Source organism: Streptomyces sp. NPDC060064, assembly GCF_042736455.1.
Classification (GTDB): Bacteria; Actinomycetota; Actinomycetes; order Streptomycetales; family Streptomycetaceae; genus Streptomyces.
The window spans coordinates 46,419-71,671 of the sequence record NZ_JBHWWF010000018.1; the positions used below are offsets into that span (position 1 = coordinate 46,419).

23 protein-coding genes are annotated in these 25,253 nt (G+C 70.7%); 14 read left to right on the forward strand and 9 right to left on the reverse strand.

Going from position 1 to position 25,253, the window contains the following annotated elements; all coding sequences use genetic code 11:
• The first annotated feature begins 46 nt into the window (after positions 1 to 46).
• The 3 genes from ACFWDI_RS21835 to ACFWDI_RS21845 all read left to right on the forward strand — a co-directional run bounded on the left by ACFWDI_RS21835 (position 47) and on the right by ACFWDI_RS21845 (position 3,699).
• Positions 47 to 2,023 (forward strand): Xaa-Pro dipeptidyl-peptidase, encoded by a 1,977-nt coding sequence (locus tag ACFWDI_RS21835; protein WP_385306152.1) that lies wholly within the window; start codon positions 47 to 49, stop codon positions 2,021 to 2,023.
• Positions 2,020 to 3,300 carry a M14 family metallocarboxypeptidase gene (locus ACFWDI_RS21840; RefSeq protein WP_385306153.1) on the forward strand — a complete coding sequence of 427 codons (1,281 nt, stop codon included), beginning with the start codon at positions 2,020 to 2,022 and terminating at the stop codon, positions 3,298 to 3,300. The genes ACFWDI_RS21835 and ACFWDI_RS21840 overlap by 4 nt, the downstream gene beginning before the upstream one ends.
• 102 nt (positions 3,301 to 3,402) lie before the next feature.
• Positions 3,403 to 3,699: a hypothetical protein gene (locus ACFWDI_RS21845; protein ID WP_385306154.1), complete on the forward strand. Its 297-nt coding sequence runs from the start codon at positions 3,403 to 3,405 to the stop codon at positions 3,697 to 3,699.
• Positions 3,700 to 3,794: 95 nt separating this feature from the next.
• Here ACFWDI_RS21845 and ACFWDI_RS21850 read toward each other — a convergent pair whose 3' ends face one another.
• The gene (locus tag ACFWDI_RS21850) at positions 3,795 to 4,748 is read right to left on the reverse strand and encodes an FAD-dependent oxidoreductase (protein WP_385306155.1); all 954 of its coding nucleotides are present in this window, start codon (positions 4,746 to 4,748) and stop codon (positions 3,795 to 3,797) included.
• 66 nt (positions 4,749 to 4,814) lie between these two features.
• Here ACFWDI_RS21850 and ACFWDI_RS21855 point away from each other — a divergent pair, with 66 nt between their 5' ends.
• The 3 genes from ACFWDI_RS21855 (at position 4,815) to ACFWDI_RS21865 (ending at position 8,366) form a co-directional block, all read left to right on the forward strand.
• The gene (locus tag ACFWDI_RS21855; protein WP_385306156.1) at positions 4,815 to 5,843 is read left to right on the forward strand and encodes an oxidoreductase; all 1,029 of its coding nucleotides are present in this window, start codon (positions 4,815 to 4,817) and stop codon (positions 5,841 to 5,843) included.
• A 324-nt stretch (positions 5,844 to 6,167) separates the two neighbouring features.
• Positions 6,168 to 6,701 (forward strand): TrmH family RNA methyltransferase, encoded by a 534-nt coding sequence (locus ACFWDI_RS21860; protein ID WP_385306157.1) that lies wholly within the window; start codon positions 6,168 to 6,170, stop codon positions 6,699 to 6,701.
• Between the two features lie 27 nt (positions 6,702 to 6,728).
• Positions 6,729 to 8,366, forward strand: coding sequence for an ABC-F family ATP-binding cassette domain-containing protein (locus tag ACFWDI_RS21865; protein ID WP_385306158.1), 1,638 nt, complete (start codon positions 6,729 to 6,731; stop codon positions 8,364 to 8,366).
• A 133-nt stretch (positions 8,367 to 8,499) separates the two neighbouring features.
• Here ACFWDI_RS21865 and ACFWDI_RS21870 read toward each other — a convergent pair whose 3' ends face one another.
• From ACFWDI_RS21870 to ACFWDI_RS21880, 3 genes are all read right to left on the reverse strand, one after another.
• Entirely contained in the window at positions 8,500 to 10,896 is a 2,397-nt protein-coding gene (locus ACFWDI_RS21870) for a Tex family protein (protein ID WP_385306159.1), read from the reverse strand.
• Between the two features lie 82 nt (positions 10,897 to 10,978).
• Positions 10,979 to 11,080 carry an LPFR motif small protein gene (locus ACFWDI_RS21875; RefSeq protein ID WP_385306283.1) on the reverse strand — a complete coding sequence of 34 codons (102 nt, stop codon included), beginning with the start codon at positions 11,078 to 11,080 and terminating at the stop codon, positions 10,979 to 10,981.
• 9 nt (positions 11,081 to 11,089) lie between these two features.
• The gene (locus ACFWDI_RS21880; RefSeq protein WP_385306160.1) at positions 11,090 to 11,953 is read right to left on the reverse strand and encodes a hypothetical protein; all 864 of its coding nucleotides are present in this window, start codon (positions 11,951 to 11,953) and stop codon (positions 11,090 to 11,092) included.
• 109 nt (positions 11,954 to 12,062) lie between these two features.
• Here ACFWDI_RS21880 and ACFWDI_RS21885 point away from each other — a divergent pair, with 109 nt between their 5' ends.
• Positions 12,063 to 13,022 (forward strand): GlxA family transcriptional regulator, encoded by a 960-nt coding sequence (locus ACFWDI_RS21885; protein WP_385306161.1) that lies wholly within the window; start codon positions 12,063 to 12,065, stop codon positions 13,020 to 13,022.
• Between the two features lie 72 nt (positions 13,023 to 13,094).
• The gene (locus tag ACFWDI_RS21890; protein ID WP_385306162.1) at positions 13,095 to 13,730 is read left to right on the forward strand and encodes a DJ-1/PfpI family protein; all 636 of its coding nucleotides are present in this window, start codon (positions 13,095 to 13,097) and stop codon (positions 13,728 to 13,730) included.
• A gap of 49 nt (positions 13,731 to 13,779) precedes the next feature.
• On the opposite strand, the gene ACFWDI_RS21895 is transcribed toward ACFWDI_RS21890, so the two are convergent.
• Positions 13,780 to 14,574, reverse strand: coding sequence for an enoyl-CoA hydratase/isomerase family protein (locus ACFWDI_RS21895; RefSeq protein ID WP_385306163.1), 795 nt, complete (start codon positions 14,572 to 14,574; stop codon positions 13,780 to 13,782).
• A gap of 240 nt (positions 14,575 to 14,814) precedes the next feature.
• On the opposite strand from ACFWDI_RS21895, the gene ACFWDI_RS21900 reads away from it, so the two are divergent.
• Positions 14,815 to 15,285, forward strand: coding sequence for an ATP-binding protein (locus ACFWDI_RS21900; protein ID WP_385306164.1), 471 nt, complete (start codon positions 14,815 to 14,817; stop codon positions 15,283 to 15,285).
• Positions 15,286 to 15,337: 52 nt separating this feature from the next.
• Here the strand turns inward: ACFWDI_RS21900 and idi are convergent, their stop codons facing one another.
• The 4 genes from idi to galE form a co-directional block, all read right to left on the reverse strand.
• Entirely contained in the window at positions 15,338 to 15,931 is a 594-nt protein-coding gene (gene idi / locus ACFWDI_RS21905) for an isopentenyl-diphosphate Delta-isomerase (RefSeq protein ID WP_385306165.1), read from the reverse strand.
• 155 nt (positions 15,932 to 16,086) lie between these two features.
• Positions 16,087 to 17,334 (reverse strand): GNAT family N-acetyltransferase, encoded by a 1,248-nt coding sequence (locus ACFWDI_RS21910; protein ID WP_385306167.1) that lies wholly within the window; start codon positions 17,332 to 17,334, stop codon positions 16,087 to 16,089.
• A 238-nt stretch (positions 17,335 to 17,572) separates the two neighbouring features.
• Complete coding sequence (locus ACFWDI_RS21915; RefSeq protein WP_385306169.1) at positions 17,573 to 18,514, reverse strand: cation diffusion facilitator family transporter; 942 nt, start codon at positions 18,512 to 18,514, stop codon at positions 17,573 to 17,575.
• A gap of 141 nt (positions 18,515 to 18,655) precedes the next feature.
• A complete protein-coding gene (gene galE / locus ACFWDI_RS21920; protein ID WP_385306170.1) occupies positions 18,656 to 19,639 on the reverse strand; it encodes a UDP-glucose 4-epimerase GalE in 984 nt (327 codons plus the stop codon).
• Positions 19,640 to 19,921: 282 nt separating this feature from the next.
• Between galE and ACFWDI_RS21925 the strand changes: the two genes are divergently transcribed.
• From ACFWDI_RS21925 to ACFWDI_RS21945, 5 genes are read left to right on the forward strand one after another with little or no spacing between them, the layout of a single operon-like run.
• A complete protein-coding gene (locus tag ACFWDI_RS21925; protein WP_385306284.1) occupies positions 19,922 to 21,796 on the forward strand; it encodes a DUF5941 domain-containing protein in 1,875 nt (624 codons plus the stop codon).
• Entirely contained in the window at positions 21,793 to 22,530 is a 738-nt protein-coding gene (locus tag ACFWDI_RS21930) for a sugar phosphate nucleotidyltransferase (RefSeq protein ID WP_385306171.1), read from the forward strand. Before ACFWDI_RS21925 ends, ACFWDI_RS21930 begins: the two co-directional genes overlap by 4 nt.
• Positions 22,518 to 23,579, forward strand: a complete 1,062-nt coding sequence (locus ACFWDI_RS21935) for an iron-containing alcohol dehydrogenase family protein (protein WP_327327284.1) — start codon at positions 22,518 to 22,520, stop codon at positions 23,577 to 23,579. Before ACFWDI_RS21930 ends, ACFWDI_RS21935 begins: the two co-directional genes overlap by 13 nt.
• Entirely contained in the window at positions 23,557 to 24,336 is a 780-nt protein-coding gene (locus tag ACFWDI_RS21940; RefSeq protein ID WP_385306173.1) for a CDP-alcohol phosphatidyltransferase family protein, read from the forward strand. Before ACFWDI_RS21935 ends, ACFWDI_RS21940 begins: the two co-directional genes overlap by 23 nt.
• A gap of 8 nt (positions 24,337 to 24,344) precedes the next feature.
• Entirely contained in the window at positions 24,345 to 25,217 is an 873-nt protein-coding gene (locus ACFWDI_RS21945; RefSeq protein WP_385306285.1) for a glycosyltransferase family 2 protein, read from the forward strand.
• Positions 25,218 to 25,253: the final 36 nt, after the last annotated feature.

Sequence of the window (25,253 nt, forward strand, 5' to 3'; positions counted from 1 at the left end):
AGATTGCCCCCTGTTGCAGGGGAGTTGGCCGGAGTACCTTCCGCCCATGCCGATTCGTGCGCGGGTCACCCGCTTGACGTACAGATCGCTGGTGGTGGCGGCCTCGGCCGCCCTGATGACCATGACCCTCTCGCCGACAGGGGCGCAGAGCGCGCCGGTACGGGAGAGCAGGCCCGTCTACTCCTACGAGCACGCGATCCGTGAATCCGTATGGGTGGACACCCGGCTCGACGGCGACGGCGACGGGAAGACAGACCGCGTCGCCGTCGACATCGTCCGGCCGCGCGAACCCGCCCAGCAGGGCCGGAAGATTCCCGTGATCATGGACGCCAGTCCGTACTACTCCTGCTGCGGTCGCGGTAACGAGAGCCAGAAGAAGACGTACGACGCGAACGGCAACGTCGCCCAGTTCCCGCTCTTCTACGACAATTTCTTCGTTCCCCGCGGCTATGCCTTCGTCGCGGTCGACCTGGCCGGAACCAACCGCTCCGACGGCTGTGTCGACGTCGGCGGCCGCTCCGACATCCAGTCCGCCAAGGCTGTTGTGGACTGGCTGAACGGCCGCGCCCGCGGGTACACCACCCGCACCGGCGGCGCGCCCGCCCGCGCCGGCTGGACCAACGGCAGCACAGGCATGATCGGCAAGAGTTACGACGGCACGATCGCCAACGGCGTTGCCGCCACCGGGGTCGAGGGGCTCAAGACGATCGTCCCGATCTCCGCCATCTCCTCCTGGTACGACTACTACTTCGCCAAGGGCGCCCCGCTCTACGACTCGGGCCCCGAGTGGCTCTCCGACTATGTCGAGAGCCCGGAGGCCCGAGCCCGCTGCCAGGCCGTCCAGAAGCGCCTGGTGGACGAGGCTCCGCGGACCGGTGATCTGACCCGGCTGTGGAGCGAGCGCGACTATGTGCGCAACGCGGACAATGTCACGGCGAGCGTCTTCGCCGTTCACGGTATGCAGGACCTCAACGTCCGTACCAAGCACTTCGGTCAGTGGTGGGACGCGCTTGCCGACGAAGGCGTGGAGCGCAAGGTCTGGCTCTCGCAGACCGGGCATGTCGACCCGTTCGACTTCCGGCGCGCCGAGTGGGTCGCGACCCTGCACCGCTGGTTCGACCACTACCTCCTCGGCTACGACAACGGTATCGACCATGAGCCGATGGCCGACATCGAGCGCGCCCCCGACCAGTGGTCCACCGACCGCGTCTGGCCGCCACGCGCCACCCACAGCACCAGCCTCCGCCCGGGCAACGGCACGGCCGCCGGCGTCGGCACCCTCGGCCTGATGCCCGCGCGCCCCGGCTCGGTCGAGACCTTCACCGACGACCCGAAGCTGGACGAGACCGACTGGGCCGCCCAGATCGACCGGTCCACCTCCGCCAAGGCCGGATTCATCACCAAACCGCTCGGCCGTGATCTGCGGCTGTCCGGCTCCTCCAAGGTGACGATCACCGCGACGCCTTCGACCTCCAGCGCCCATCTCTCCGCCGTGCTCGTGGATCTCGGCCCCGACACCATCCGTGACTACGCCACCGCAGGCGAAGGCATCACCACCCTCACCGAACGCACCTGCTGGGGCGCCAGCACTCCGGGCGACAGCCCGTGCTTCAAGGTGACGCAAGCGCGCACGGCTGCCGTCGGCTACACGGTCTTCAGCCGCGGCTGGGCCGATCTGGGCAACTACGCCTCCGGCGCCAAGGGCCGCCCGCTGACCCCCGGCAGGGCGTACACCCTCACCCTCGATCTGCACGCCAGTGACCATGTCGTCCCGGCAGGCCACCGGCTCGCCCTGATCGTAGGCGGCACGGACAAGGACCTCATCGACCCGCCCGCCACCACGCCGACGCTCAGCCTCGATCTGGCCCGGACGTCGGCGCGGCTGCCGATCGTCGGCGGTGCGGCCGCTTTTGTGCGTGCCACCGCCGGGTCCGCCGCAGCGGTTGCCCCGAGCCCGTCCCGGCTCAGCGGTGTGGCCGAGCCGCGAGCCATCCGCCCGATCCCGGGAGGCGGCAGCCGATGAAGTTCCGTATCCGCACGCTCGCCTTCGCCGTCACGGTCGCGGCGCTGGCAGTGCCGCTGGTGACGGCGCCGGCCGAGGCGGCGCACGCCCTGCCCCGTACCGGCTTCGAGACCAGCAACGGCGCGCGCTGGACCAGTCAGCCCGAGGAGCAGGAGTTCCTCGCCGCCGTCGACCGGGGCAGCGACCGGGTGTCGGTCGGCCGGATCGGGACGACGAAGCAGGGCCGTCCGCTGCAGCTCGTACGCATCGGCGCGCAGCACACCTCGAACACGGTGCTGCTGATCTGCAGTCAGCACGGCGACGAGCCCTCGGGCCGCGACGCCTGTCTGAGCCGGATACGCGATCTGGCGTATGCGAGGGACAGCGAGACCCGGCGCCTGCTGTCCCGGACACGGATTCTCGTCGTCCCCACGGCCAACCCGGACGGGCGGGCCGCGGACACCCGCGGCAACTCCGACGGCGTCGACATCAACCGCGACCACATCGCTCTGCAGACCGCCGAGGGGCGGGCGATGGCGGCGGTTGTCCGTGACCAACGCCCGGACGTCATCTACGACTTGCACGAGTACGGCGCCACCCCGCCGTACTACGACAAGGATCTCTTCGACCTCTGGCCGCGCAATCTCAACACCGACGCCAAGGTCCACCAGGAGTCGCAGATACTCTCCGACCGGTACGTCCGCCCGGCCGCGCACGAAGGCGGCTTCAGTACCGGCACCTACGGCATCTGGACCGACCCGGTCACCGGCGATCCCATCAAGCAGACCGCCGGAGACGGTCAGGAGCGCATCCTGCGCAATGCCGCCGGCGTCAAGAACGCGGTGGGTCTCCTCATCGAGAGCCGCGTCGATCCCGTGACCGATGCGGAGAAGGCCGACGCGTCGCTGAACAACCGGCGCCGGGTGGCCAGCCAACTCGACGCTCTGGGCGGGCTGTTCTCGTTCGCCGACGAACGGCGCACCCGGATCGAGACCGCGACCACCGGTGCCCGGCTGGCGGGGTTCAAGGACCGCGGCCCGGTCTATCTCGGCGGCGCCGACAACGACCCGGCGAAGCCGGAGCAGATCCTCGCCGATCCACCCTGCGGCTACCGCTTGGACGCGGCGCAGTATGCGGACGTCAAGGACGAGTTGGCCCTGCACGGTGTCATGGTGCGGCCGGTCGGTGAAGGGGCCTTCGTGCCGCTGCGGCAGTCCCGGCGCGAGCTGATCCCGCTGCTGCTCGATGCCCGTGCGACCTACCACCTCGCCTCGGGGGAGGCGGTCACCGCGTGTTGAAGCGGCCGGTACGGGACCGCGTGATCACGTCGGCTAAAGTTACCGGCGAGTATTGAACAACACGCCCAACGGGGGCGCACGACTTTGTACTTGGAGAATGAGATGCGTCGTACAACCATGCTCGCAGTGACCACGGCGATGGCCGGTGGACTGCTGTTCGCCGCCGCGCCCGCGCAGGCTGCCGGCACCGGCACGGAATCCGCCGTGTCGGCCGTGTCCGCGAGGGGTGTCATCACCTGCAACCCGGCGGAGCTCCGCCAGGAGGCCGCGAAGACCGAGCAGGCCGCGGAGCGGGCGCGCGCCGCGCGCAAGATCGAGGAGTACAGGCGGCTGCACGCCACGGCGAACGCGCTGCGGGCCAAGGCCCAGCAGTGCGAGGACGCTGACAACAACGCGTAGTTTCCCGGCCGTGCGGCACCGCCCGCTCCTGTCGGGGCGGGCGGTGCCGCATGTGCGTCCGTCCGCGGCGCCGTACGCCACCGGAGCCCGCGCGCCTACGGCACCAGCCGGGCCGCCGCCTCCGCGCAGCCCCAGGCGACCGTGACACCCGCGCCCCCGTGCCCGTAGTTGTGCACCAGCAGGCCGCCGCCGGGCAGGGGTCCGGCCTCGATCCGTACGCCCTCGGTCCGTGCCGGACGCAGGCCCACCCGGTGTCCGAGGATCCGCGCATCCGCGATCTCCGGACGGATCAGCGCACAGCGCGCGACGATCTCCTCGGCCGTCGCGGGATCGGGCTCGAGCCGCCAGTCGTCCTCGTCTGCCGTGCCGCCGAGGATCAGCCGCCCCGGCTGCGGAAAGAAGTACGTCGTCCTGTCCGAGGCATGGTCGACCGCGGTGCACCACTCCTCGATCCCCGGGTTCTCCACCAGCACCAACTGCCCGCGCACCGCGCGCACTCGATCGTCAGGCACCAGCCGCCTCGCCGCGATCCCCGTGCAGTTGACCACGACCCGCGCCTCCTCGGCCGCCTCGGCGAAACCGCCGACCGTACGGGTCTCCAGCGTGCCGCCCGCCGCCTCGAACCGCCGTCGCAGCCAGGCCAGATGAACCGGCATGTCGATCAGCGGGATCCGCGCCCACAGCCCGCAGTCGTACCCCTGCGGCAGCTCCCTCGCTCGCGCCTCGCGCAACCCCTCCACCTGCGCGGCCCACGACCCCAGCCTTGTCAGCCGCTCACCGGCCTGGACGCCCGCGACCAGGCGTACGCCGGTCTCCTCCGGGCGGGCTGCCAGCTTCTCGTACACCCGCAGCGAGGCGATCGACCAGTCGCCGACCGGCCTCTCCGGCTGAATGCGGTACGGCCACCACAGCGCGCCCGCCACCGCCGATGTGGTCTCCTCCGCCGCGTCCCGCGTCCACACCCGTACGCGGCGGCCGCTCTCCGCCAGCACTATGGCCGTCGTCAGCCCGATGACCCCGCCGCCCACCACCGTCACATCGCCGCTCATGGCGGGACCGTAGCCCAATGCCGGATGCCGTGCTCAGATCACCCCATAACTGGGGATACTCAGGACATGTCTGCCGAGTACGCGACCTTCGGGCTGGCGCCGGCGATGCGGGCCGGCGGAGTCCTCGCGGATGGTGGCTACCAAGTGCACCGGGACTTCATGGACTTCATCGTCGACGGGCGGCCGTTGCTGTTCCAGCTCTCCGACCTCGACGCGGTCTCGCCGCTGGCCTCCGACGTACCGCCGGCGATCTTCACCGCCCATGTGCGCATGCTGCTGCTGGAGTGCCCGGCGCCGCTGGAGGGCGGGCGCTGTGTGATCTACGGCTGTCCCGAGTGCGAAGGCATCGAATGCGGAGCGGTGACCGCCGTCATCGAGCGCGACGGGGACGACATCGTGTGGCGGGACTTCGCCTGGCAGACGGACGAGAGAGCGGACCTGGAACTCAACGGCTACCACGGGATGGGGCCGTTCCGCTTCCGCGGTGATGAGTACCGGGCCGAGCTGGAACGGCTGCTGACGGACGGCGGGGACGCCGGGCCTGTGCGCCGCCGGGTGCTGCTGATCGGCGCGCGGGTGGCCGTGCTGGCGAAGCTCGCCGCGGCCCTGCGGACCATCGGCATCGGCGCGGAGATCACGAGCGACGCGGCCGGCGTTCCCGCGGAGGAGCTGCGCACCTATGGTGCGGTCGCTTTCGGGCGCGCGGTCGGCGAGCGGGATCGTGCGGAGGTGCGTGCGGCGTTCGAGCGGGCTCAGGTGCGGGTCGCGTACGTCGATGGGCTCGCCCCGATCATTCCGCTGCTGGTCGCGCAGATCGAACACGCCCTGGACCGCGGCCCGTTGGAGCGCCGTCGGCTGACCCGGCTGACGATGTCGGACGACGCGGCGGACGTGGAGGTGACCTCGGCGTGCCGGGTGCGACTGGTGGCGTACCGCCTCGACCGGCTCTACCGCACGCATACGCGGGAGCTGTTCGACGGGATGCTGGAGCCGGGGGAGCACCGAATTCCGGTGGACGCGCGGGCGGTGAAGGGGCAATCCTTCCTTGTGGCACGCACCACGGGGAGCGTGCTGGTCGCACCGATGGTGCACTGACACCGACGATGGCCCGGGCGAGCCGCGAATCGCCACGCATGATGCATCGACTGAACCATGGGCCCGCCGGCCTTTCCCGGACGCGCCCCTCGCGCCGGACTCCGTCCGCCGGCCCGGGTGGCCCCGGACTCGGCCCTTCGCCGCGAGCGGCCTGGAGGCGATGAGCGGCCGCGACGGCGGACCCGCCGGCCTTTCGCGGACGCGTCCCTCGCGCCGTTCGGCCCTGGGGGGCCTCATGGGCATCGGGGCGCTGCGCCGGACTCCGTCCGTCGACCGGGGTGACCGTGGGCACGGCCGGGGGTGGCAACCAGAGCCGTGCGGGCGATGAGCGGCCGCGACGGCGGACCCTCCATCCGCACCCGTACCCGCGAGGAACTTCGCCGCACCCGTCGTCCCCGCGCCCACTCCTGCTGGGATCACCTGTACGCCGCGCCCCTCTGGCCGCTGCACGGGGCCAACCTCGGCACCCTCGCCCGTACCTGCGACGCCGTCGGTGCCTGTCTCACCGTGCCGCGTTTCCCGTGGGTGCCCGAGGCCCTGGCCCGCGGCAACACCCTGCGCAAACCGCTCTGCGTGCACTGGACCGGCGACCCGCTGGGCTGGCTCGCACGGCAGCGTGAGCGGGGCGCGCGGATCATCGGGGTGGAGCTCGCGGACGAAGCCGTACGACTCGGCGACCTGCCCGCCGCCCGGCAGCCCACCGTCATGGTCCTGGGCCACGAACAGAAAGGCATCCCGCCCGAGGCACTCGACCTGCTCGACCAATGCGTCGAGATCCCCATGGTCGGCACCGGCGCCAGCCTCAATGTCGCGGTCGCGGGATCTCTGGCCCTGTACCGGCTGGCGGGCCTCCTGTGAAAGCGTCCCGTTAGGATCAGCCATCTGATGACAGCAACCCTCGTCGCCAAGGATCTCGCCGCAGGACACGGCGACCGCTCGCTCTTCTCCGGGCTCGACCTCGTCGTCGCGCCCGGCGATGTGATCGGCCTCGTCGGTGTCAATGGCGCCGGCAAATCGACCCTGCTCCGCCTGCTCGCCGGACTCGACAGTCCTGAACAGGGCGAGCTGAAGATCTCCCCGCCCACCGCCACCGTCGGCCATCTGCCGCAGGAGCCCGAGCGGCGGGCGGAGGAGACCGTACGGGACTTCCTCGCCCGCCGTACCGGCGTCACCGCCGCCCAGATCGCCATGGACGAGGCGACCCAGGCGCTCGTCGACGGCGCGCCCGGCGCCGACGACGCGTACTCCACCAGCCTGGAACGCTGGCTGGACCTCGGCGGCGCGGACCTCGACGAGCGCGCCGAGGAGGTCGCCGACTCGCTCGGTCTGACCGTAGGGCTCGACCAGCCGATGACCGGTCTCTCCGGCGGCCAGGCGGCCCGCGCCGGCCTCGCCTCGCTTCTTCTGTCGCGCTACGACGTCTTCCTGCTCGACGAGCCCACCAACGACCTCGACCTGGACGGTCTCGAGCGCCTGGAGGCCTTCGTCCAGGGCCTGCGCGCCGGCACCGTGGTCATCAGCCACGACCGTGAGTTCCTCACCCGCACCGTCACCAAGGTCCTGGAACTCGATCTCGCACAGCAGCAGATCACCCTGTACGGCGGCGGATACTCGGCGTACCTGGAGGAGCGGGAGACCGCCCGCCGGCACGCCCGCGAGGGCTTCGAGGAGTACGCCGACAAGAAGGCGGCGCTCGAGGGCCGGGCGCAGATGCAGCGGTCCTGGATGGACAAGGGCGTCAAGAACGCCCGCCGCAAGGCCACCGACAGCGACAAGCTCGGCCGCAAGTTCCGCAGCGAGGCCAGCGAGAAGCAGGCCGCGAAGGCCCGCCAGACGCAGCGCATGATCGAACGCCTCGACACGGTGGAGGAGCCCCGCAAGGAGTGGGAACTCCGTATGGAGATCGCGTCGGCCCCGCGCTCGGGATCGGTCGTCGCGACCCTGCGCAGCGCGGAGGTCCGCCGGGGCGACTTCAGCTTCGGCCCGGCCGACCTGCAGATCGACTGGGCGGACCGGGTCGCCATCACCGGAGCCAACGGCGCGGGCAAGTCCACCCTGCTCGCCGCCCTGCTCGGCCGCCTCAGCCTCGACGCGGGGCACGCCTCGCTCGGCTCGGGCGTCGTGGTCGGCGAGGTCGACCAGGCCCGCGGCCTCTTCTACGGCACCGAAACCCTGCTCGACGCCTTCTGCGCGGCCGTCCCGGAGACCGAACCGGCCGAAGTCCGCACCCTGCTGGCCAAGTTCGGCCTGAAGGCGGACCACGTACTGCGCCCGGCGACCACGCTCTCCCCCGGCGAGCGCACCCGCGCCGCACTGGCGCTGCTCCAGGGCCGCGGCGTCAATCTCCTCGTACTCGACGAGCCGACCAACCACCTCGACCTGTCGGCGATCGAGCAGCTGGAGTCCGCGCTCGACTCGTACACCGGCACGCTGCTGCTGGTCACGCACGACCGCCGGATGCTCGACGCGGTCCACACCACGCGCCGTATCGAGGTGTCCGGAGGAAAGATCACGGAACACTGATCGCCGTCGAGCGGGGTCCGGCCGGCACAGTCCGCCGGCGTCCGCCGGGCACCGGTGACCACTCACCGGGGTGAGAACGCAAAAACGACGCGGGGCCCCGTCACCGTCCGGTGGCGGGGCCCCGCGTGCGTGGTCAGCCGCGCCGCTTGGGATCCGCGAGGCCTGCGCGCCGCAGCGCGTCCGCCATCGCGCTGTTCGCCGGCGCCGGAGCCTGGCGGTCGCCGCCACGGTCCCCGCCGCGGCCGCCCTGGCCGCCCTGCCCGCCCTGCTGACGGCGCTGCTGCGGCGGACGGCCGCCGCGCTCACCCCGCTCACGCTGCTTCGGGCCGCCGCCCGTCTTCGGCGCGGCCTCGTCCTCCAGCCGCAGCGTCAGCGCGATCCGCTTGCGCGGGATGTCGATGTCGATGACCTTCACCTTCACCACGTCGCCCGGCTTCACCACATCCCGCGGGTCCTTGACGAAGGTCTTGGACATCGCCGACACATGGACCAGACCGTCCTGGTGGACACCGACGTCCACGAAAGCGCCGAATGCCGCGACATTGGTCACCACGCCCTCCAGAACCATCCCGGGCGCAAGGTCGCCGAGCTTCTCCACGCCCTCCTTGAAGGTGGCCGTCTTGAACGCCGGCCGCGGGTCGCGCCCCGGCTTCTCCAGCTCCCGCAGGATGTCCGTCACCGTCGGCAGACCGAACGTCTCGTCCACGAACTCCGCCGGCTTCAGCGAGCGCAGGACCGGTGCGTTGCCGATCAGCGAGGCCACCTCGTCGCCGACGGCCTTGACCATCCGCCGGACCACCGGATACGCCTCCGGGTGCACGCTGGAGGCGTCGAGCGGGTCGTCCCCGCCCCGGATCCGCAGGAAGCCCGCGCACTGCTCGTACGCCTTGGGGCCGAGCCGTGCCACGTCCTTGAGCGCCTTGCGCGAGCGGAAGGGACCGTTGGAGTCGCGGTGCGCGACGATGTTCTCGGCGAGGCCGGTGCCGATGCCCGACACCCGTGAAAGCAGCGGTGCGGACGCGGTGTTGACGTCGACGCCGACGCCGTTCACACAGTCCTCCACGACCGCGTCCAGCGAACGGGAGAGCTTCACCTCGGACAGATCGTGCTGGTACTGGCCGACACCGATCGACTTGGGGTCGATCTTCACCAGCTCCGCCAGCGGGTCCTGGAGACGGCGCGCGATGGAGACGGCCCCGCGCAGCGACACATCCATGTCGGGCAGTTCCTGCGAGGCGAACGCGGACGCGGAGTACACCGAAGCGCCGGCCTCCGAGACCATCACCTTGGTGAGGCCCAACTCCGGTTGCTTGGCGCACAGTTCACCGGCGAGTTTGTCGGTCTCGCGGGACGCCGTGCCGTTGCCGATCGCGATCAGATCGACCGAGTGCTCCTTGGCGAGACGCGCCAGCTTTGCCAGCGACTCGTCCCATCTGTTCGCCGGGACGTGCGGGTGGATGACGTCCGTCGCGACGACCTTGCCCGTCGCATCGACGACGGCGACCTTCACCCCCGTACGGAAACCGGGGTCGAGTCCGAGCGTCGCCCGCGTGCCGGCCGGCGCGGCCAGCAGCAGATCCCGCAGGTTCGCCGCGAAGACCCGTACCGCCTCGTCCTCGGCGGCCGTACGCAGCCGCAGCCGCAGATCGATGCCCAGATGCACCAGGATCCGTGTCCGCCAGGCCCACCGCACCGTGTCCGCGAGCCACTTGTCGCCGGGACGGCGCTGTTCCCCGGGGGCTGCGATGTGGAAACGCCGGGCGACCATCCCTTCGTACGTCGAAGGCCCTGGCTGCTCCGACGGCTCCTCGGGCTCCAGCACCAGGTCGAGGATCTCCTCCTTCTCGCCACGGAACATGGCGAGCACCCGGTGCGAGGGCAGCTCCTTGAACGGCTCCGCGAAGTCGAAGTAGTCGGCGAACTTGGCGCCCGCCTCCTCCTTGCCGTCGCGCACCTTGGCCGTGAGCCGGCCCCGCGTCCACATCCGCTCGCGCAGCTCGCCGATCAGGTCGGCGTCCTCGGAGAAACGCTCCGTCAGAATCGCTCGCGCGCCCTCCAGCGCCGCGGCGGCGTCCGCCACACCCTTCTCCGCGTCCACGAAGGCCGCCGCGGCCGCGAGCGGCTCCACCGACGGGTCGCCGAGCAGCCCCTCGGCGAGCGGCTCGAGGCCGGCCTCGCGGGCGATCTGCGCCTTCGTCCGCCGCTTCGGCTTGAACGGCAGGTAGATGTCCTCAAGACGCGCCTTGGTGTCGGCGCTCCGGATCTGCGCCTCGAGCGCCTCGTCCAGCTTGCCCTGCTCGCGTACGGACTCCAGGATCGCGGCCCGCCGCTCCTCGAGCTCCCGCAGATACCGCAGCCGCTCCTCGAGCGTGCGCAGCTGCGCGTCGTCGAGCATCTCGGTCGCTTCCTTGCGGTAGCGCGCGATGAACGGCACGGTCGACCCGCCGTCGAGCAGCTCGACGGCCGCCTTCACCTGCCGCTCGCGTACGCCGAGCTCCTCGGCGATCCTGCCTTCGATGGACGTCGTCACGGTTTCCCGACTCGCCTTCTCGTGCTGGCTGTGCTTGACAGTGCATTGTGCCGGGTGGCCGGGTGCCGTGTCGCGCGCCGCCTCAGACGTGGCGGCTTCGGCGGCCGCTTCCCGAGGCTCCGCCGAAGAGACGGGCCGGCAGCCGGAAGGGGAGCGTCACCACAGTGGCGATCGCCGAGCCGATCGAGCGGCGTCAGCCCTTGCCGCTGAGGTTCGCGGGGAACGCGCCCGCTGCCACCGCGGTCATCAGGAAGCCGCGCGCAAGCTCGGTGAGCCGCTCGGTGCCCTCGGCGCCCAGGTGCTCGTACGGCGCCCGGTCGAGGCGGTCCGTGTGCTCCTCGAGATCGGTCCGGAGCGCCGCACCCGCCTCGGTCAACTCGCCCTCGCCGTCCAGCAGTCCACGTTCGCGCAGCCGTCCCTCGGCCGCCTCCCAGTCCGCACGCCGCCAGCCGCGCGTGGCCAGAATCCAGCGCGGAGCCATGCCCTTGCCGGTGGCGGTGTGGCTCACCAGGGCCTCGACAGGGTCGAGCTCTGCGGAGAGCAGCGCCACGAGATGGGCGTCCCCGCGGTGCTCGCGCAGCAGGGTCGCGGCATGCCAGTAGGCGAGGTGCGGCTCCTCGGGCACGGGAAGATCGGCGTGCGCCGCGTACAGCGGCCGGGCGTGCCGGGTGCCCGCCTCGGCGGCGCGCAGCGCGAGCTCTGCGGCCTCCGCCAGCTCCTTCGACGCGACGACCTCGTCACCGAGCAGCCGCCGCAACGTGCTGTCCACGGCGCGCAGCCGCGCCTCCAGCACGGCCTCGGGGGATGCGGTGTCCCACACCGCGGGCAGATGCCGGGCGATCAGCTCGTGGTTGAAGTTGTAGAAGGCCGCGGCGACCGCACCCGGCCCGACGGCGCCCATCGCGGCGCCGCGCCCGGCGAAGTAGGCGGCGCTCGAGTCTTCGACGCCGAGCCGAGCGAGCTCCTTCGTGAAGTCGGGCGAGAAGTAGACCGTCGAGTGCATCGGGTTGAGGGCGTTGTGGCAGCGGCGGCCGGCGCGCGCGGGCAGAGAGCTCATAGGCAGAATGTTACCGACTGGTTGGTACGTAGTGAAGTCCGTGCTCATGGCAGGAAAGGTGGGGTACTCGTCATTGCGGCCATCTCCGCCGCGTCGAAGCATGGACACCATGACCCAGCGATCCGTACTCGTCGTTCTCTTCGACGACCTGCAGAGCCTCGATGTGACCGGCCCGGTCGAAGTCCTCGCGGGCGCGAGCACGGCGGCGGGCGGCGCGTACGAGATCCGCACCGCGTCCCTGGACGGTGCCCCGATCCGTACCTCCAGCGGCCTCACGCTCGTCCCGGACAGCAGCCTCACCGACGCCGCCGACCCCCATACGCTGCTGGTCCCCGGCGGCAACGGCACCCGTACCCCGGACCCGCGCCTCATCGACTGGCTGCGCGTCCACGCCCCGCGAGCCGAGCGTCTGGTGTCCGTCTGCACGGGAGCCCTGCTGCTGGCCGAGGCCGGTCTGCTCGACGGTCACCGGGCCACCACGCACTGGGCCACCTGCGACCACCTCGCCCGCCGCTACCCGGCCGTCGACGTCGACCCGGACCCGATCTTCGTACGCGACGGAAAGCTGGCCACCTCGGCCGGTGTCACCTCCGGCATCGACCTCGCCCTCGCCCTGGTCGAGGAGGATCTCGGCCGGGACATCGCGCTGACCGTCGCCCGCCATCTCGTCGTCTTCCTCAGGCGGCCCGGAAACCAGGCGCAGTTCAGTGTCCAGCTCGCCGCACAGACCGCGCGGCGGGAGCCGCTGCGTGACGTGCAGCAGCACATCACCGAGCATCCGGAAGAGGACCTCTCGGTCGAGGCACTCGCCGCCCGCGCCCGGCTCTCGCCGCGCCACTTCGCCCGCGCCTTCCAGAAGGAGACGGGCATGACACCGGGCCGCTACGTCGAACGGGTCCGTCTGGAACAGGCGCGCCGGCTCCTGGAGGACAGCCCCGACGGCGTGGAGGAGATCTCGCGCAGCTGCGGCTACGGCACTCCTGAGGCCATGCGCCGCGCCTTCGTCAAGACCCTCGGCACGGCACCGGCCGAATACCGGCGCCGCTTTCGCACCCTGACCCCGAAGTAGCCCGAAGCAGTCGCAGAGCCTGCAGAAGCCCGCAGAACCGGGAAGAACCCGAACCGAGAGGGACCGACCACCATGCAGATCGCCATTGTTCTCTTCGACCGCTTCACCGCGCTGGACACCGTAGGGCCCTACGAAATGCTCTGCCGCCTCCCCGGCGCCGAGGTGGTTTTCGTCGCCGAGCACACCGGACCGGTCACCAACGACCGCGGCGACCTCGCGCTCGTCGCCGCGAAGACCTTCGCCGAGGTGAGCAGCCCGGACATCGTCGTCGTCCCCGGCGGCCCCGGCCAGAGCGACCAGATGGAGAACGAGATCCTGCTGGGCTGGCTGCGCGCCGTCGACGCCACCACGACCTGGACGACCTCGGTCTGTACCGGCTCGCTGCTGCTCGCCGCGGCCGGCCTGCTCAAGGGCCGCCCGGCCACCTCGCACTGGTTGGCCCTTGACTTCCTGCGCCAGTTCGGCGCCGAGCCCACCGGCGAACGTGTCGTCACCGACGGCAAGTACGTCACGGCCGCGGGCGTCTCGTCCGGCATCGACATGGGGCTCACCCTGGTCGGCAGGATCGCGGACGACGAGCACGCGCAGGCCGTACAGCTGCTCACCGAATACGACCCTCAGCCGCCGTACGACGCCGGATCACCGCAGAAGGCCCCGGCAGCCCTGGTCGAGGAGTTCCGTACGAAGAGCCGCTTCATCCTCCGATAGGCCATCCGGCCATCCGGCCATCCGGCCATCCGGCCATCCGGCCATCCGGTCAGGCGGTCCAGGTGAACCGGGGCACTCTGCGCTCCAGGAAGGCGGCGACCCCCTCCGTGAGGTCGCCGCTGACGCGCGCCTGCTCCTCCCAGTGCGTGTCACGGTCGGTGCGGCCCGTCGCGAACTCCTTCGCCGCGGCCTGGGTGAGCTGGGAGCGCGACGCGATGATTCTGGTGAACTCCGCCACCCGCTTCCCCAGTTGGCCGCCCGGCAGCACCTCGTCCAGCAGACCGGTCCGCAGCGCCCGCTCCGTATCGATCAACTCGGCGGAGAACAGCAGATACTTGGCGGCGGCAGGACCCACCAGCGAGACCAGCCGCCGGGTGGACGAGGAGGGGTAGACGATTCCCAGCTTCGCCGGCGTCACCCCGAACAGCGCGCCCTCCTCCGCGAACCGCAGATCGCACGCCGCGGCCAGCTGGCAGCCGCCGCCCACGCAGTAGCCGCGCACCGCGGCCAGCGTCGGCTTCGGGAACGCGGCGAGTGCCTCCTCGGCTCGCACGGCCAGCGACTGCGGGTCCTGGCCGGGCTCGCGCAGGGAGGAGATGTCGGCGCCGGCGCAGAAGGTCGGGCCCTCGCCTGTCAGCACCAGCGCCCGTACCTCCTCGTCCGCCGCCAGCTGCCCGAGCAGCTCGGGCAGAGTCCGCCACATCCCGGCGGTCATGGCATTGCGCTTGGCGGGATTGCTGATGACGACGGTGGCGACACCGTCCGCGACGGTGTGCGTCAACTGCGGCTGCGGCTCGGGCGGCTCGGGCGGCTCGGACGGCTCGGACGACTGGGGCGGCTCCATGAGCCGGATGCTATCCGCCGGACCCGAACCTATGATCGTTAGGTGAGCGTGGTCACGGATCTGACGAAGCGGCCAGAAGGAGATCAGGAACAGTCGCGCAGCTGATGCTGTCATACGCACCCGGTCAAAAACCGTCGATTGGCGCTGACTTCTGCTCAGCAGCCCGGTCCGGACCAACTGACTCCCAACACTTATTACTCGATGGTCAGTGGCAATCGATCCGAGGGTGGGTGCCGGACTATGGAGAGCCGTGGGAGCGTCCCGGCCCGGCCACTGTCGTACGAGGGCGTCTGGCGGTTCACGGCTCCTGCCGTCGACATATCGGTCCCACAGGCCAGGCATGCCGTACGCGATCTACTGAACCGCCAAGGCGTACCGGTCGGGGACGATCTCGTCCAGGGACTGCTGCTGATCGTGTCCGAACTGGTCACCAACGCCGTACGGCACGCCGCCCTGCTCTCGCCCGAGGTTGCCGTCGAGGTCGCCATCGGCGCGGAGTGGATCCGCGTCTCCGTGGAGGACAACCACCCGTACCGGCCCAAGGCGCTGGAGAAGGACTACGGGCAGACGGGCGGCCGCGGTCTGCTGCTCGTACGGGAGATCACCCTGGAGGCAGGCGGATCCTGCGACGTCGAGCACACCGCGAGCGGCGGCAAGATCATCTGGGCCGCGCTGCCGCTGAAACCGGTCGGCGACAGCGCGCCGCTGTAGACCGCTTGACCGCTTGTGCTGGACCGAGGACCTACTGCCGACCCGGCTTGCCTCACCAGCCGCCGGACGGCCCCGTGAGCTCCTTGATCGCCGGCCGCGCCGCGTCCAGCACGGTCATGAACCACGCGGAGAACGGCGCCTCCGCATGCCGGTCGGCCAGCTCCTTCGGCGTCACGAAGGCCGTCTCGCCGACCTCCTCCGGGTCCGGCCGCAGCGGAGCCTGCACCAGCCCGACGAAGAGGTGGTTGTACTCCTGCTCGACCAGGCCCGAGTCCGGGTCGGGGTGGTTGTAGCGGACCGTGCCCGCCTCGGCGAGCAGCGAGGGCGAGATGCCCAGCTCCTCGTACGTACGCCGGGCGGCGGCCGCGAACGGGGCCTCGCCGGGGTACGGGTGGCCGCAGCAGGTGTTCGACCAGACACCGGGGGAGTGGTACTTGCCCAACGCGCGACGCTGGAGCAGCAGCCGCCCCTGCTCGTCGAAGAGGAACACGGAGAACGCCCGGTGCAGCTGTCCGGGCGCCTGATGTGCGGAGAGCTTCTCCGCGGTGCCGATGGTGGTGCCGTGCTCGTCGACCAGTTCGAGCAGGATCGCTTCTGGTGCGCCGTTCGACGAGCTGTTCGCCGCGGTGGCTGGTGTGGTCGGCATACCCATCCTTCGCTTCGGTCCTCGGCCCTGCGGGGCCTGCCCAGTCTGCCGCACAAAAGCGGCTTGTCCGTACTTCGGCAGCCCGGGCATGTCCGCCCTCGCCGCGTCGGCACGCGGCGAGGGCGACCCTACTCACCAGAATTCATCAGAACTCATCAGACCCCGAAAGCCGCCGGATAGCGGATCGTGCCGCGTGGCACGCCCCCGGAGCCGTCGAGCACAAGGACCATCATGGCCTCGTCGGCAACCTCGAAGGTTGGCCTGATTCCGTACCGTGAGGCCGGTTCGAAGCCGAACCTCGGGTAGTAGCCGGGATGCCCGAGGACCAGGACGAGCCGCTCTCCGCGCACCCTGGCCAGATCCAGCACAGCCCGGACGACCGCCTGGCCGGCGCCCTTGCGCTGGTGCTCGGGAGCCACCGCGACCGGCGCGAGCGCCACCGCCGGAACGTCCTCCACATGGCACCGGGTGAGCAGTGCGTACGCCGCCACCGTGCCGTCCGCCGCCTCGGCGACATACGACGTCCCTGGCAGCCACGCCGCACCGTCGAGACGCAGCGCGTCCACCAGGCCTGCCTCCTCCGGGGTCGCGAACGCCGCGGCATTGACGGCGCGCACGGCCGGGATGTCGGCCGCCGTCTCCGGCCGGGTGCGCCAGCGTGCGTCGGCGGGACGCAGCGCGTAGCCGGTGTAGCCGTACTCCGTGCCGTGCTCACGGCGCATGGCGATCTCCGCCCGGGTGGCCGCGAGCGCCTGCGCCATGCCGGGAGCCGCGGCATCCGCGGCGTCGGCCCGCTCGCCGAGTGGGCCGTAGTACTCGTCCCAGTCGCTCTCGGGCTGGCGGTGCACCCCGAGGACGGTGTATCCCGCCGCGACCGCCGCGGAGGTGTTCTCGACGGTGGTACGCAGTGCGTAGTGCTGGTCCCAGAAGGCACGGGCCTCGGCCGAGGGGTTCCCGGCGGTCCACTCGCACTCGGTGAGAACCAGTGAGCCGCCCGGCGAGAGCAGCCGCCGCCACTGCCGCAGAGCGGTGTCGAAGCCGATGCTGTACGCGGAGCTCTCCGCCCAGACGAGGTCGAACGAGCCGTCGGGGAAAGGGAGTTCGGCCATGTCGGCCTTGATGGTGCGGATCGCGTCACCGAGTCCGCGGGCCTCGGCGGTCTGCCGTAGCTCGTCGAGGAACGGCTCGTGCAGATCGACTGCCGTCGTCTGCGCACCGGCCTCGGCGGCCAGCAGCAGGGCGGACCGGCCGGGGCCGCAGCCCAGATCGAGCACGCGCGGACGCGTCGGCAGTGGCCCGGCGAGGGCGAGCAGCCGACGGGAGGTGTTGTCGGAACCGGGGCCCTGCCGCGGAAGACCGTGATGCAGGGCGAAGAAAGCGTCGTGGAGAGTGTTGTCGGACAACGTGGGAACCCTTGAGTGTGTGCGGGCTCCGGCCGGCGTACGAGATCAGGTCAGTCGTACGAGATCAGATCAGAGATACGTGATCAGGTCAGACGTGCGTGATCACGTGATGCGAGATCAGGTCGGCCGGGAGCCCGGAAGCCGAGGACGGACCAGGCGTGGCGCTGCGCGGGGCAGCCTGCACTGCGACGGTCATCAACTCAGCTCCTCTCAAGCGTGGCGGTCAGACTAGCAGCGCTCAGTGACAGAGCTTGGCCTCGTGCTCCGCATGGCCAACGGGCTCCAGCTGGAAAGTGCAGTGCTCGACATCGAAGTGATCCCCGATGCAGCCTTGCAGATCGTGCAGCATCTTCTCGTGCCCGACTGAGTCCAGGGCGCCCTGACTCACCACCACATGCGCGGAGAGCACCGGCATCCCGGAGGTGATCGTCCAGGCGTGCAGATCGTGCACGTCCTCCACGCCGGGAAGAGCGACGATGTGCGCCCGCACCTCGCCCATGTCGACGCCCTGGGGAGCCGCCTCCAGCAGGACGTTGAGGGTTTCCCGCAGCAGTTTCCAGGTGCGCGGCACGATCATGAGGCCGATGAGCAGTGACGCGATGGGGTCGGCCGCCTGCCAGCCGGTGGCGATGATGATGCCGGCCGAGACCAGCACTGTGAGCGAGCCGAGCGTGTCCGCGAGCACCTCCAGATACGCCCCGCGCACATTGAGGCTCTCCTTCTGGCCGCGCACCAGCAGGGACAGCGAGATCATGTTGGCGACGAGACCGATGAGGGCGAAGGCGATGGTCAGCGCGCCCTTGGTCTCGGCAGGGGTGATGAAGCGCTGCACCGCCTCGTACAGCAGATAGCCGCCGACCCCGAGGAGCAGCAGACAGTTGGCGAGGGCCGCGAGGATCTCGGCCCGTGCGTAGCCGAAGGTGCGGTTCTGTACGGCCGGGCGGTTGGCGAAGTGGATCGCCAGCAGCGCCATGGCGAGGCCGACCCCGTCCGTCGCCATATGGGCGGCGTCGGCGATCAGGGCGAGGGAGCCGGAGAGCACACCGCCGACGATCTCCAGGACCATCACGCCCAGCGTGATCGTCAGCGCGATGCGCAGGCGCCCCTGGTAGGCCGCGGCCGCGGTGCCGGTCGGCGGCGGTCCGCCGTGCGAGTGCCCGTGATCGTGCCCAGCCCCCATGAGGACGCCTCCTGGTCGTCGAAACGATCTGCCGAGACCTCAGTCAACTACGGGTGGGGGGTATCGGGCAACACGGCACTGAACACCGTTGTCATATCGCCTGACCTGCGGAAATGACCGCAGGTCAGGGCGCTGACAAGGTCATTTGATCCGAGCCTCCGGGTGCCGCAGACACCAGCCCTCCCAGGCCGACTCGACCATCTCGCGCACACCTCGCGAGGACGTCCAGTCCAGCTCCTTGGCGATCAGATCGACCGAGGCGACGGCCTTCGCCGCATCGCCGGGACGGCGAGGCTCGACGACCGGCTCGTCGGTGAACCCCGTGATCTCGGCCACCACGTCGGCGAGCTCACGCACCGAGACACCGACCCCACGGCCGATATTGACCGTCAGATCCCCGCCGCCGTCCTGCTCGGCCAGCCGGCGCGCGACCGCGAGATGGGCGTCGGCCAGATCCGAGACATGGATGTAGTCACGGATGCAGGTGCCGTCAGGGGTCGCGTAGTCGGCGCCGAAGATCCGCGGAGCCTCACCGCGGGTGATCCGGTCGAAGAACATCGGAATGATGTTGAACACCCCCGTGTCGGCCAGCTCCGGCCGCTCCGCCCCCGCGACATTGAAGTAGCGCAGACAGGCGGTGGACAGGGAGTGCGCCCGGCCGGTCGCCCGGACCAGCCACTCGCCCGCGAGCTTGGTCTCGCCGTACGGATTGATCGGCTCGCACGGAGCGGACTCGGGGATCAGGTCCATCTCCGGTACGCCGTACACGGCGGCCGATGACGAGAACAGGAACTGCTTCACGCCGGCCTCGACGACCGCCTCCAGGAGCACCGTCAGACCGTGCACATTCTCACGGTAGTAGTGCAGCGGCTGCTCGACGGACTGTCCGACCTGCTTCTTCGCCGCGAGATGTACGACACCGGTCACAGCGTGCTCGGCGAGCGTGCGGTCCAGCAGCTTCCGGTCCAGGACCGCCCCGCGCACCAGCGGGATCCCCTCCGGCAGCCGCTCGGCGACGCCCGACGAGACATCGTCGAGGACCACGACCCGCTCACCTGCCGCCGTCATGGCCCGCGCCACATGCGCTCCGATGTACCCCGCCCCACCTGTGATCAGCCAAGTCATGCCGACCACCCTAGGCCCTGCCGGTCCGCGGTTTGTCGGGCGAGGCATGCATCGACGATGATGATCGCGGCGGGCCCTTCGGGGCCCGGTCCGTGCCGAGCGGGACGTAAACGGCCAGTGAACTCCCGCTTCCGTTCATCCGATAGCCTCTGCCGACGTGCCGCCGCCCGCGTAGCCGGGCCGGGCCGCCGCACCCGCACCGTCAGTTCCAAGGAGTGAGTTCGTCTGTCGACCGCCATCCTCACCGGTCCGCCGGTACCCGGATCGTCGCTCGAGGGCGATCTGCGGTCGCTGGGCTTTGACGTACGGGTCGCCTCCGGCGCCGAGGACACCGCCGCGCTGATCGACGCCGTACCGGTCGCAGACCGCGTCGCCGTCGTCGACCCCCATTTCGTCGGGCACGTCCACGCGCTGCGGCTGGCACTGACCGATCCCCGCTTCCCGGCCGCCGCGGTCCCGGGCGCGCTCACGGCGCAGCCCGAGGCGCGGACTGCCCTGAGCCGCGCACTGTCGGTCACCGCGGGCACCGGAACGCCGTCCCGCGCGGACGGACCCGCACCGTCCGGAGCCGCCGCAGAGGGACCCGCACCGTCCGGAGCCGCCGCAGAGGCGGCGACCGGCGCACGGCCCGGCGGCGTGGCCGACAACAGCGACACCCTGTCGGCCGTCCAGACCGCGGTGCTGCCCGACGCGCTCGCCGACGCGCTCGACGCCGACGGCACCGCCGTGCACCGGCCCGAGCTGGGGTCGCTCGTCGCGACCGTTCCCGGTGACCCGCAGGCTCGCAATGAGGCCCGGCAGGCAATCGCCGCGGTCGATGACGAAGCTGTACGCCTGCGCTCGGCCGTGAAGGCCCGCGACGGGTTCTTCACCACCTTCTGCATCAGCCCGTACTCGCGCTACCTCGCCCGCTGGTGCGCCCGCCGCGGATTCACCCCCAACCAGGTCACCACCGCCTCGCTGCTCACCGCGCTGATCGCGGCGGCCGGAGCGGCCACCGGCACCCGCGCCGGATACATCGCGGCAGGCCTGCTGCTGCTCTTCTCCTTCGTTCTGGACTGCACCGACGGGCAGCTCGCCCGCTACTCGCTGCAGTACTCGACGATGGGCGCCTGGCTGGACGCGACCTTCGACCGTGCCAAGGAGTACGCCTACTACGCGGGCCTCGCCCTCGGCGCCGCCCGCAGCGGTGATGACGTCTGGGCGCTCGCGCTCGGCGCGATGGTGCTGCAGACCTGCCGGCACGTCGTCGACTTCTCCTTCAACGAGGCGAACCACGACGCGACGGCCAACACCAGTCCCACGGCGGCCCTCTCCGACAAGCTCGACAGCGTCGGCTGGACGGTCTGGATACGCCGGATGATCGTGCTGCCGATCGGTGAGCGCTGGGCGATGATCGCCGTACTCACTGCCGTGACCAGCCCTCGCACCGTCTTCTACGCGCTGCTGATCGGCTGCGGGCTGGCTGCCTGCTACACCACCGCCGGCCGCGTCCTGCGCTCGCTGACCCGCAAGGCACAGCGCACCGACCGCGCCGCCCGGGCGCTCGCGGACCTCGCCGACTCGGGCCCACTCGCCGAAGCCGTCGCGCGCTCCTTCACGACGCGTGCGCGGAGCCTCCCCGGGTTCCTGCCGCTCGCGACCGCCGTGGCCGGCGGCGCCGCTCTCGTGGCGACCGCCGCCTTCACCGACTACGGCACCGTCTGGCCCGCCCTCGCCGCTGTGGTGTATGTCATCACCTCGGGCCTCGCCGTCGCCCGCCCCCTGAAGGGCGCACTCGACTGGCTCGTCCCACCGGTGTTCAGGGCCGCCGAGTACGGCACTGTCCTGGTGCTCGCGGCCCGCGCCGACGTGAACGGGGCTTTGCCCGCGGCTTTCGGGCTGGTAGCGGCAGTCGCCTACCATCACTACGACACGGTCTACCGCATCCGCGGCGGTACGGGCGCGCCCCCGCACTGGCTGGTGCGGGCGATCGGCGGGCACGAAGGACGGATCCTGGCAGTCGCGCTGCTGGCCGCCCTGCTCAACAACTCGGACTTCACCACCGCGCTGACGGTCCTTGCTGTGGCCGTGGCACTCGTGGTGCTCGTCGAGAGCATCCGCTTCTGGGTGTCCTCCGGAGCACCCGCCGTACATGACGAAGGAGAACCCGCATGATCGGCCTTGTACTGGCAGCCGGTGCCGGACGGCGTCTGCGCCCCTACACCGACACGCTCCCGAAGGCCCTCGTGCCCGTCGACGGCGACACCACCGTCCTCGACCTCACCCTGGGGAACTTCGCGGAGATCGGGCTCACCGAGGCCGCCATAGTCGTCGGCTACCGCAAGGAGGCCGTGTACGAGCGCAAGGCCGCCCTTGAGGCGAAGTACGGCCTCAAGCTGACCCTCGTCGACAACGACAAGGCCGAGGAGTGGAACAACGCCTACTCCCTGTGGTGCGCCCGAGACGTCCTCAAGCAGGGCGTCATCCTCGCCAACGGCGACACCGTCCACCCGGTCTCCGTCGAGCGGACCCTGCTCGCCGCCCGCGGCAACGGCCAGAAGATCATCCTTGCCCTCGACACGGTGAAGCACCTCGCCGACGAGGAGATGAAGGTCATCACGGACGGTGACAAGGGTGTTCAGCGCATCACCAAGCTGATGGACCCGGCCACCGCCACCGGCGAGTACATCGGCGTCACCCTCATCGAGCCCGAGGCTGCCGACGAGCTCGCGGACGCGCTGAAGACCACCTTCGAGCGCGACCCCGACCTCTACTACGAGGACGGCTACCAGGAGCTCGTGAACCGCGGCTTCACCGTGGACGTGGCCCCCATCGGCGACGTCAAGTGGGTCGAGATCGACAACCACGACGACCTCGCGAAGGGCCGTGAAATCGCGTGCCTGTACTGACCCGGCTGATCCCGTCCCCGGTCGTCGTCGACATCCGCACGGGAGCCCTCGACGACCTGGTCGGCCTCCTCGCCGACCAGCGGATCTCGGCGTCGGGCAGGCTCGCCTTCGCGATAAGCAATGGCTCCGGCCAGGCGCTGCGCGAGAAGCTCGCGCCACTGCTGCCCGACGCCGACTGGTACGCGGTCGCCGACGGCACGATCGACTCTGCCGTGAAGCTGGCCGACGACATCAAGGGCAAGCGGTACGACGCGGTCGTCGGTCTCGGCGGCGGCAAGATCATCGACGTGGCGAAGTACGCCGCGGCCCGCGTCGGGCTGCCGATGGTCGCGGTCGCCACGAACCTCGCGCACGACGGGCTCTGCTCCCCGGTCGCCACTCTCGACAACGACAACGGCCGGGGCTCCTACGGAGTCCCCACACCGATCGCCGTCGTCATCGACCTGGATGTGGTCCGCGACGCCCCGGTGCGCTATGTGCGTTCCGGCATCGGTGACGCGATCTCGAACATCTCGTGTGTCGCCGACTGGGAGCTCTCCCACCGGCTGACCGGCGAATCCATCGACGGACTGGCCGCCGCCATGGCCCGTCAGGCCGGCGAGGCAGTGCTCCGGCATCCCGGCGGCATCGGCGACGACGCCTTCCTCACCGTCCTCGCCGAAGGGCTGGTCCTGACGGGTATCTCGATGTCGGTGGCCGGCGACAGCCGACCCGCCTCCGGCGCCTGCCACGAGATCAACCACGCCTTCGACCTGCTGTACCCCAAGCGCTCAGCGCTCCACGGCGAGCAGGTGGGCCTCGGTGCCGCCTTCGCGATGCATCTGCGCGGTGCCCACGACGACGCGGGACTCTTCGCCGAGGTGCTGCGCAGACACGGCCTGCCGGTGCTGCCCGAGGAGATCGGGTTCTCCACGGACGAGTTCGTCAAGGCCGTGGAATACGCACCGCAGACCCGTCCGGGCCGCTTCACCATCCTCGAGCACCTTGACCTCACCACCGATCAGATCAGGGACGCGTACGCCGACTATGCCAAGACCATCAGTAGCTGAACTCCGTCCGGTCGTTCACCCGGAGGGCGTGAAGGACAGGCGAAGCGGCGAGCACTGGGGCGGCCGCCTGTACATGCGCGAGATCTCCCTGCGCATCACCCGCCGCCTGGTCACCACCAAGGTCACGCCGAACCAGCTGACCTACCTGATGACCCTCTGCGGCGTCCTCGCGGCCCCCGCCCTGCTCGTGCCGGGCGTCTGGGGCGCAGTCCTCGGCGTCGTGGCGGTCCAGCTCTACCTGCTGCTCGACTGCGTCGACGGCGAGGTCGCCCGCTGGAAGAAGCAGTTCTCGCTCTCCGGCGTGTACCTGGACCGCGTCGGTGCCTACCTGTGCGACGTGGCGGTCCTGGTCGGCTTCGGCCTGCGCGCCGCCGACCTGTGGGGCCCCGGGCGGATCGACTGGCTGTGGGCCTTCCTCGGCACCCTCGCCGCGCTCGGCGCGATCCTGATCAAGGCCGAGACCGACCTGGTCGGGGTCGCCCGCCACCAGGGCGGGCTGCCGCCGGTCAAGGAGGCGGCGTCCGAGCCCCGCTCGTCCGGCATGGCACTGGCCCGCCGGGCCGCCGGCGCGCTGAAGTTCCACCGGCTCGTCCTCGGCATCGAGGCGTCCCTGCTCATCCTGGTGCTCGCCGTCCTGGACGCGGTCCGGGGCGACCTGTTCTTCTCGCGCCTCGGCGTCGCCGTGCTGGCCGGCATCGCGCTGCTCCAGACGCTGCTGCACCTGGTGTCCATCCTGGCCTCGAGCAGGCTCAAGTGAGTACGCCCATGAAGCTCGGCGCGGTCATCATCACGATGGGCAACCGCCCCGACGATCTGCGCGCCCTCCTCGACTCGGTCGCCAAGCAGGACGGCGACCCGATCGAGGTGGTCGTCGTCGGCAACGGCGCCCCGGTGACGGACGTGCCCGAGGGCGTACGCACCGTGGACCTGCCCGACAACCTGGGCATCCCCGGCGGACGCAACGTCGGCATCGAGGCCTTCGGCCCGTCCGGCTCCGGCGTCGACGTACTGCTCTTCCTGGACGACGACGGACTGCTGCCCAACAACGACACCGGGGAGCTGGTGCGCCAGGCCTTCGACGCCGATCCGAAGCTGGGCATCATCAGCTTCCGGATCGCCGACCCTGAGACCGGGCTCACCCAGCGGCGCCACGTCCCGCGGCTGCGCGCCTCCGACCCGATGCGCTCCTCGCGGGTGACGACCTTCCTGGGCGGCGCCAATGCGGTCCGTACAAAGGTCCTCGCCGAAGTCGGCGGGCTGCCCGACGAGTTCTTCTACGCCCATGAGGAGACGGACCTCGCCTGGCGGGCGCTGGACGCGGGCTGGGCGATCGACTACCGCTCGGACATGCTGCTGTTCCACCCGACGATGCCGCCGTCCCGGCACGCGGTCTACCACCGCATGGTGGCCCGCAACCGGGTCTGGCTCGCCCGCCGCAATCTGCCCGCGCCCCTGGTCCCCGTCTACCTTGGTGTCTGGGTGCTGCTCACACTGGCCAGGCGCCCTTCGGCGTCCGCGCTGAAGGCCTGGTTCGGCGGCTTCAAAGAGGGCTGGCAGACGCCCTGCGGTCCCCGTCGGCCGATGAAGTGGCGTACGGTATGGCGGCTCACGCGACTGGGCCGACCGCCCATCGTCTGACAAGCTCGGTTCTGGGATCATCGGGCGTACTCCCAG

Bases quoted from the DNA above. Each gene is read 5' to 3' on its own strand.
- ACFWDI_RS21835 (WP_385306152.1), top strand. From the start codon at position 47: ATGCCGATTCGTGCGCGGGTCACCCGCTTGACGTACAGATCGCTGGTG.
- ACFWDI_RS21840 (WP_385306153.1), top strand. From the start codon at position 2,020: ATGAAGTTCCGTATCCGCACGCTCGCCTTCGCCGTCACGGTCGCGGCG.
- ACFWDI_RS21845 (WP_385306154.1), top strand. From the start codon at position 3,403: ATGCGTCGTACAACCATGCTCGCAGTGACCACGGCGATGGCCGGTGGA.
- ACFWDI_RS21850 (WP_385306155.1), bottom strand. From the start codon at position 4,748: ATGAGCGGCGATGTGACGGTGGTGGGCGGCGGGGTCATCGGGCTGACG.
- ACFWDI_RS21855 (WP_385306156.1), top strand. From the start codon at position 4,815: ATGTCTGCCGAGTACGCGACCTTCGGGCTGGCGCCGGCGATGCGGGCC.
- ACFWDI_RS21860 (WP_385306157.1), top strand. From the start codon at position 6,168: ATGAGCGGCCGCGACGGCGGACCCTCCATCCGCACCCGTACCCGCGAG.
- ACFWDI_RS21865 (WP_385306158.1), top strand. From the start codon at position 6,729: ATGACAGCAACCCTCGTCGCCAAGGATCTCGCCGCAGGACACGGCGAC.
- ACFWDI_RS21880 (WP_385306160.1), bottom strand. From the start codon at position 11,953: ATGAGCTCTCTGCCCGCGCGCGCCGGCCGCCGCTGCCACAACGCCCTC.
- ACFWDI_RS21885 (WP_385306161.1), top strand. From the start codon at position 12,063: ATGACCCAGCGATCCGTACTCGTCGTTCTCTTCGACGACCTGCAGAGC.
- ACFWDI_RS21890 (WP_385306162.1), top strand. From the start codon at position 13,095: ATGCAGATCGCCATTGTTCTCTTCGACCGCTTCACCGCGCTGGACACC.
- ACFWDI_RS21895 (WP_385306163.1), bottom strand. From the start codon at position 14,574: ATGGAGCCGCCCCAGTCGTCCGAGCCGTCCGAGCCGCCCGAGCCGCCC.
- ACFWDI_RS21900 (WP_385306164.1), top strand. From the start codon at position 14,815: ATGGAGAGCCGTGGGAGCGTCCCGGCCCGGCCACTGTCGTACGAGGGC.
- idi (WP_385306165.1), bottom strand. From the start codon at position 15,931: ATGCCGACCACACCAGCCACCGCGGCGAACAGCTCGTCGAACGGCGCA.
- ACFWDI_RS21915 (WP_385306169.1), bottom strand. From the start codon at position 18,514: ATGGGGGCTGGGCACGATCACGGGCACTCGCACGGCGGACCGCCGCCG.
- galE (WP_385306170.1), bottom strand. From the start codon at position 19,639: ATGACTTGGCTGATCACAGGTGGGGCGGGGTACATCGGAGCGCATGTG.
- ACFWDI_RS21930 (WP_385306171.1), top strand. From the start codon at position 21,793: ATGATCGGCCTTGTACTGGCAGCCGGTGCCGGACGGCGTCTGCGCCCC.
- ACFWDI_RS21940 (WP_385306173.1), top strand. From the start codon at position 23,557: ATGCCAAGACCATCAGTAGCTGAACTCCGTCCGGTCGTTCACCCGGAG.
- ACFWDI_RS21945 (WP_385306285.1), top strand. From the start codon at position 24,345: ATGAAGCTCGGCGCGGTCATCATCACGATGGGCAACCGCCCCGACGAT.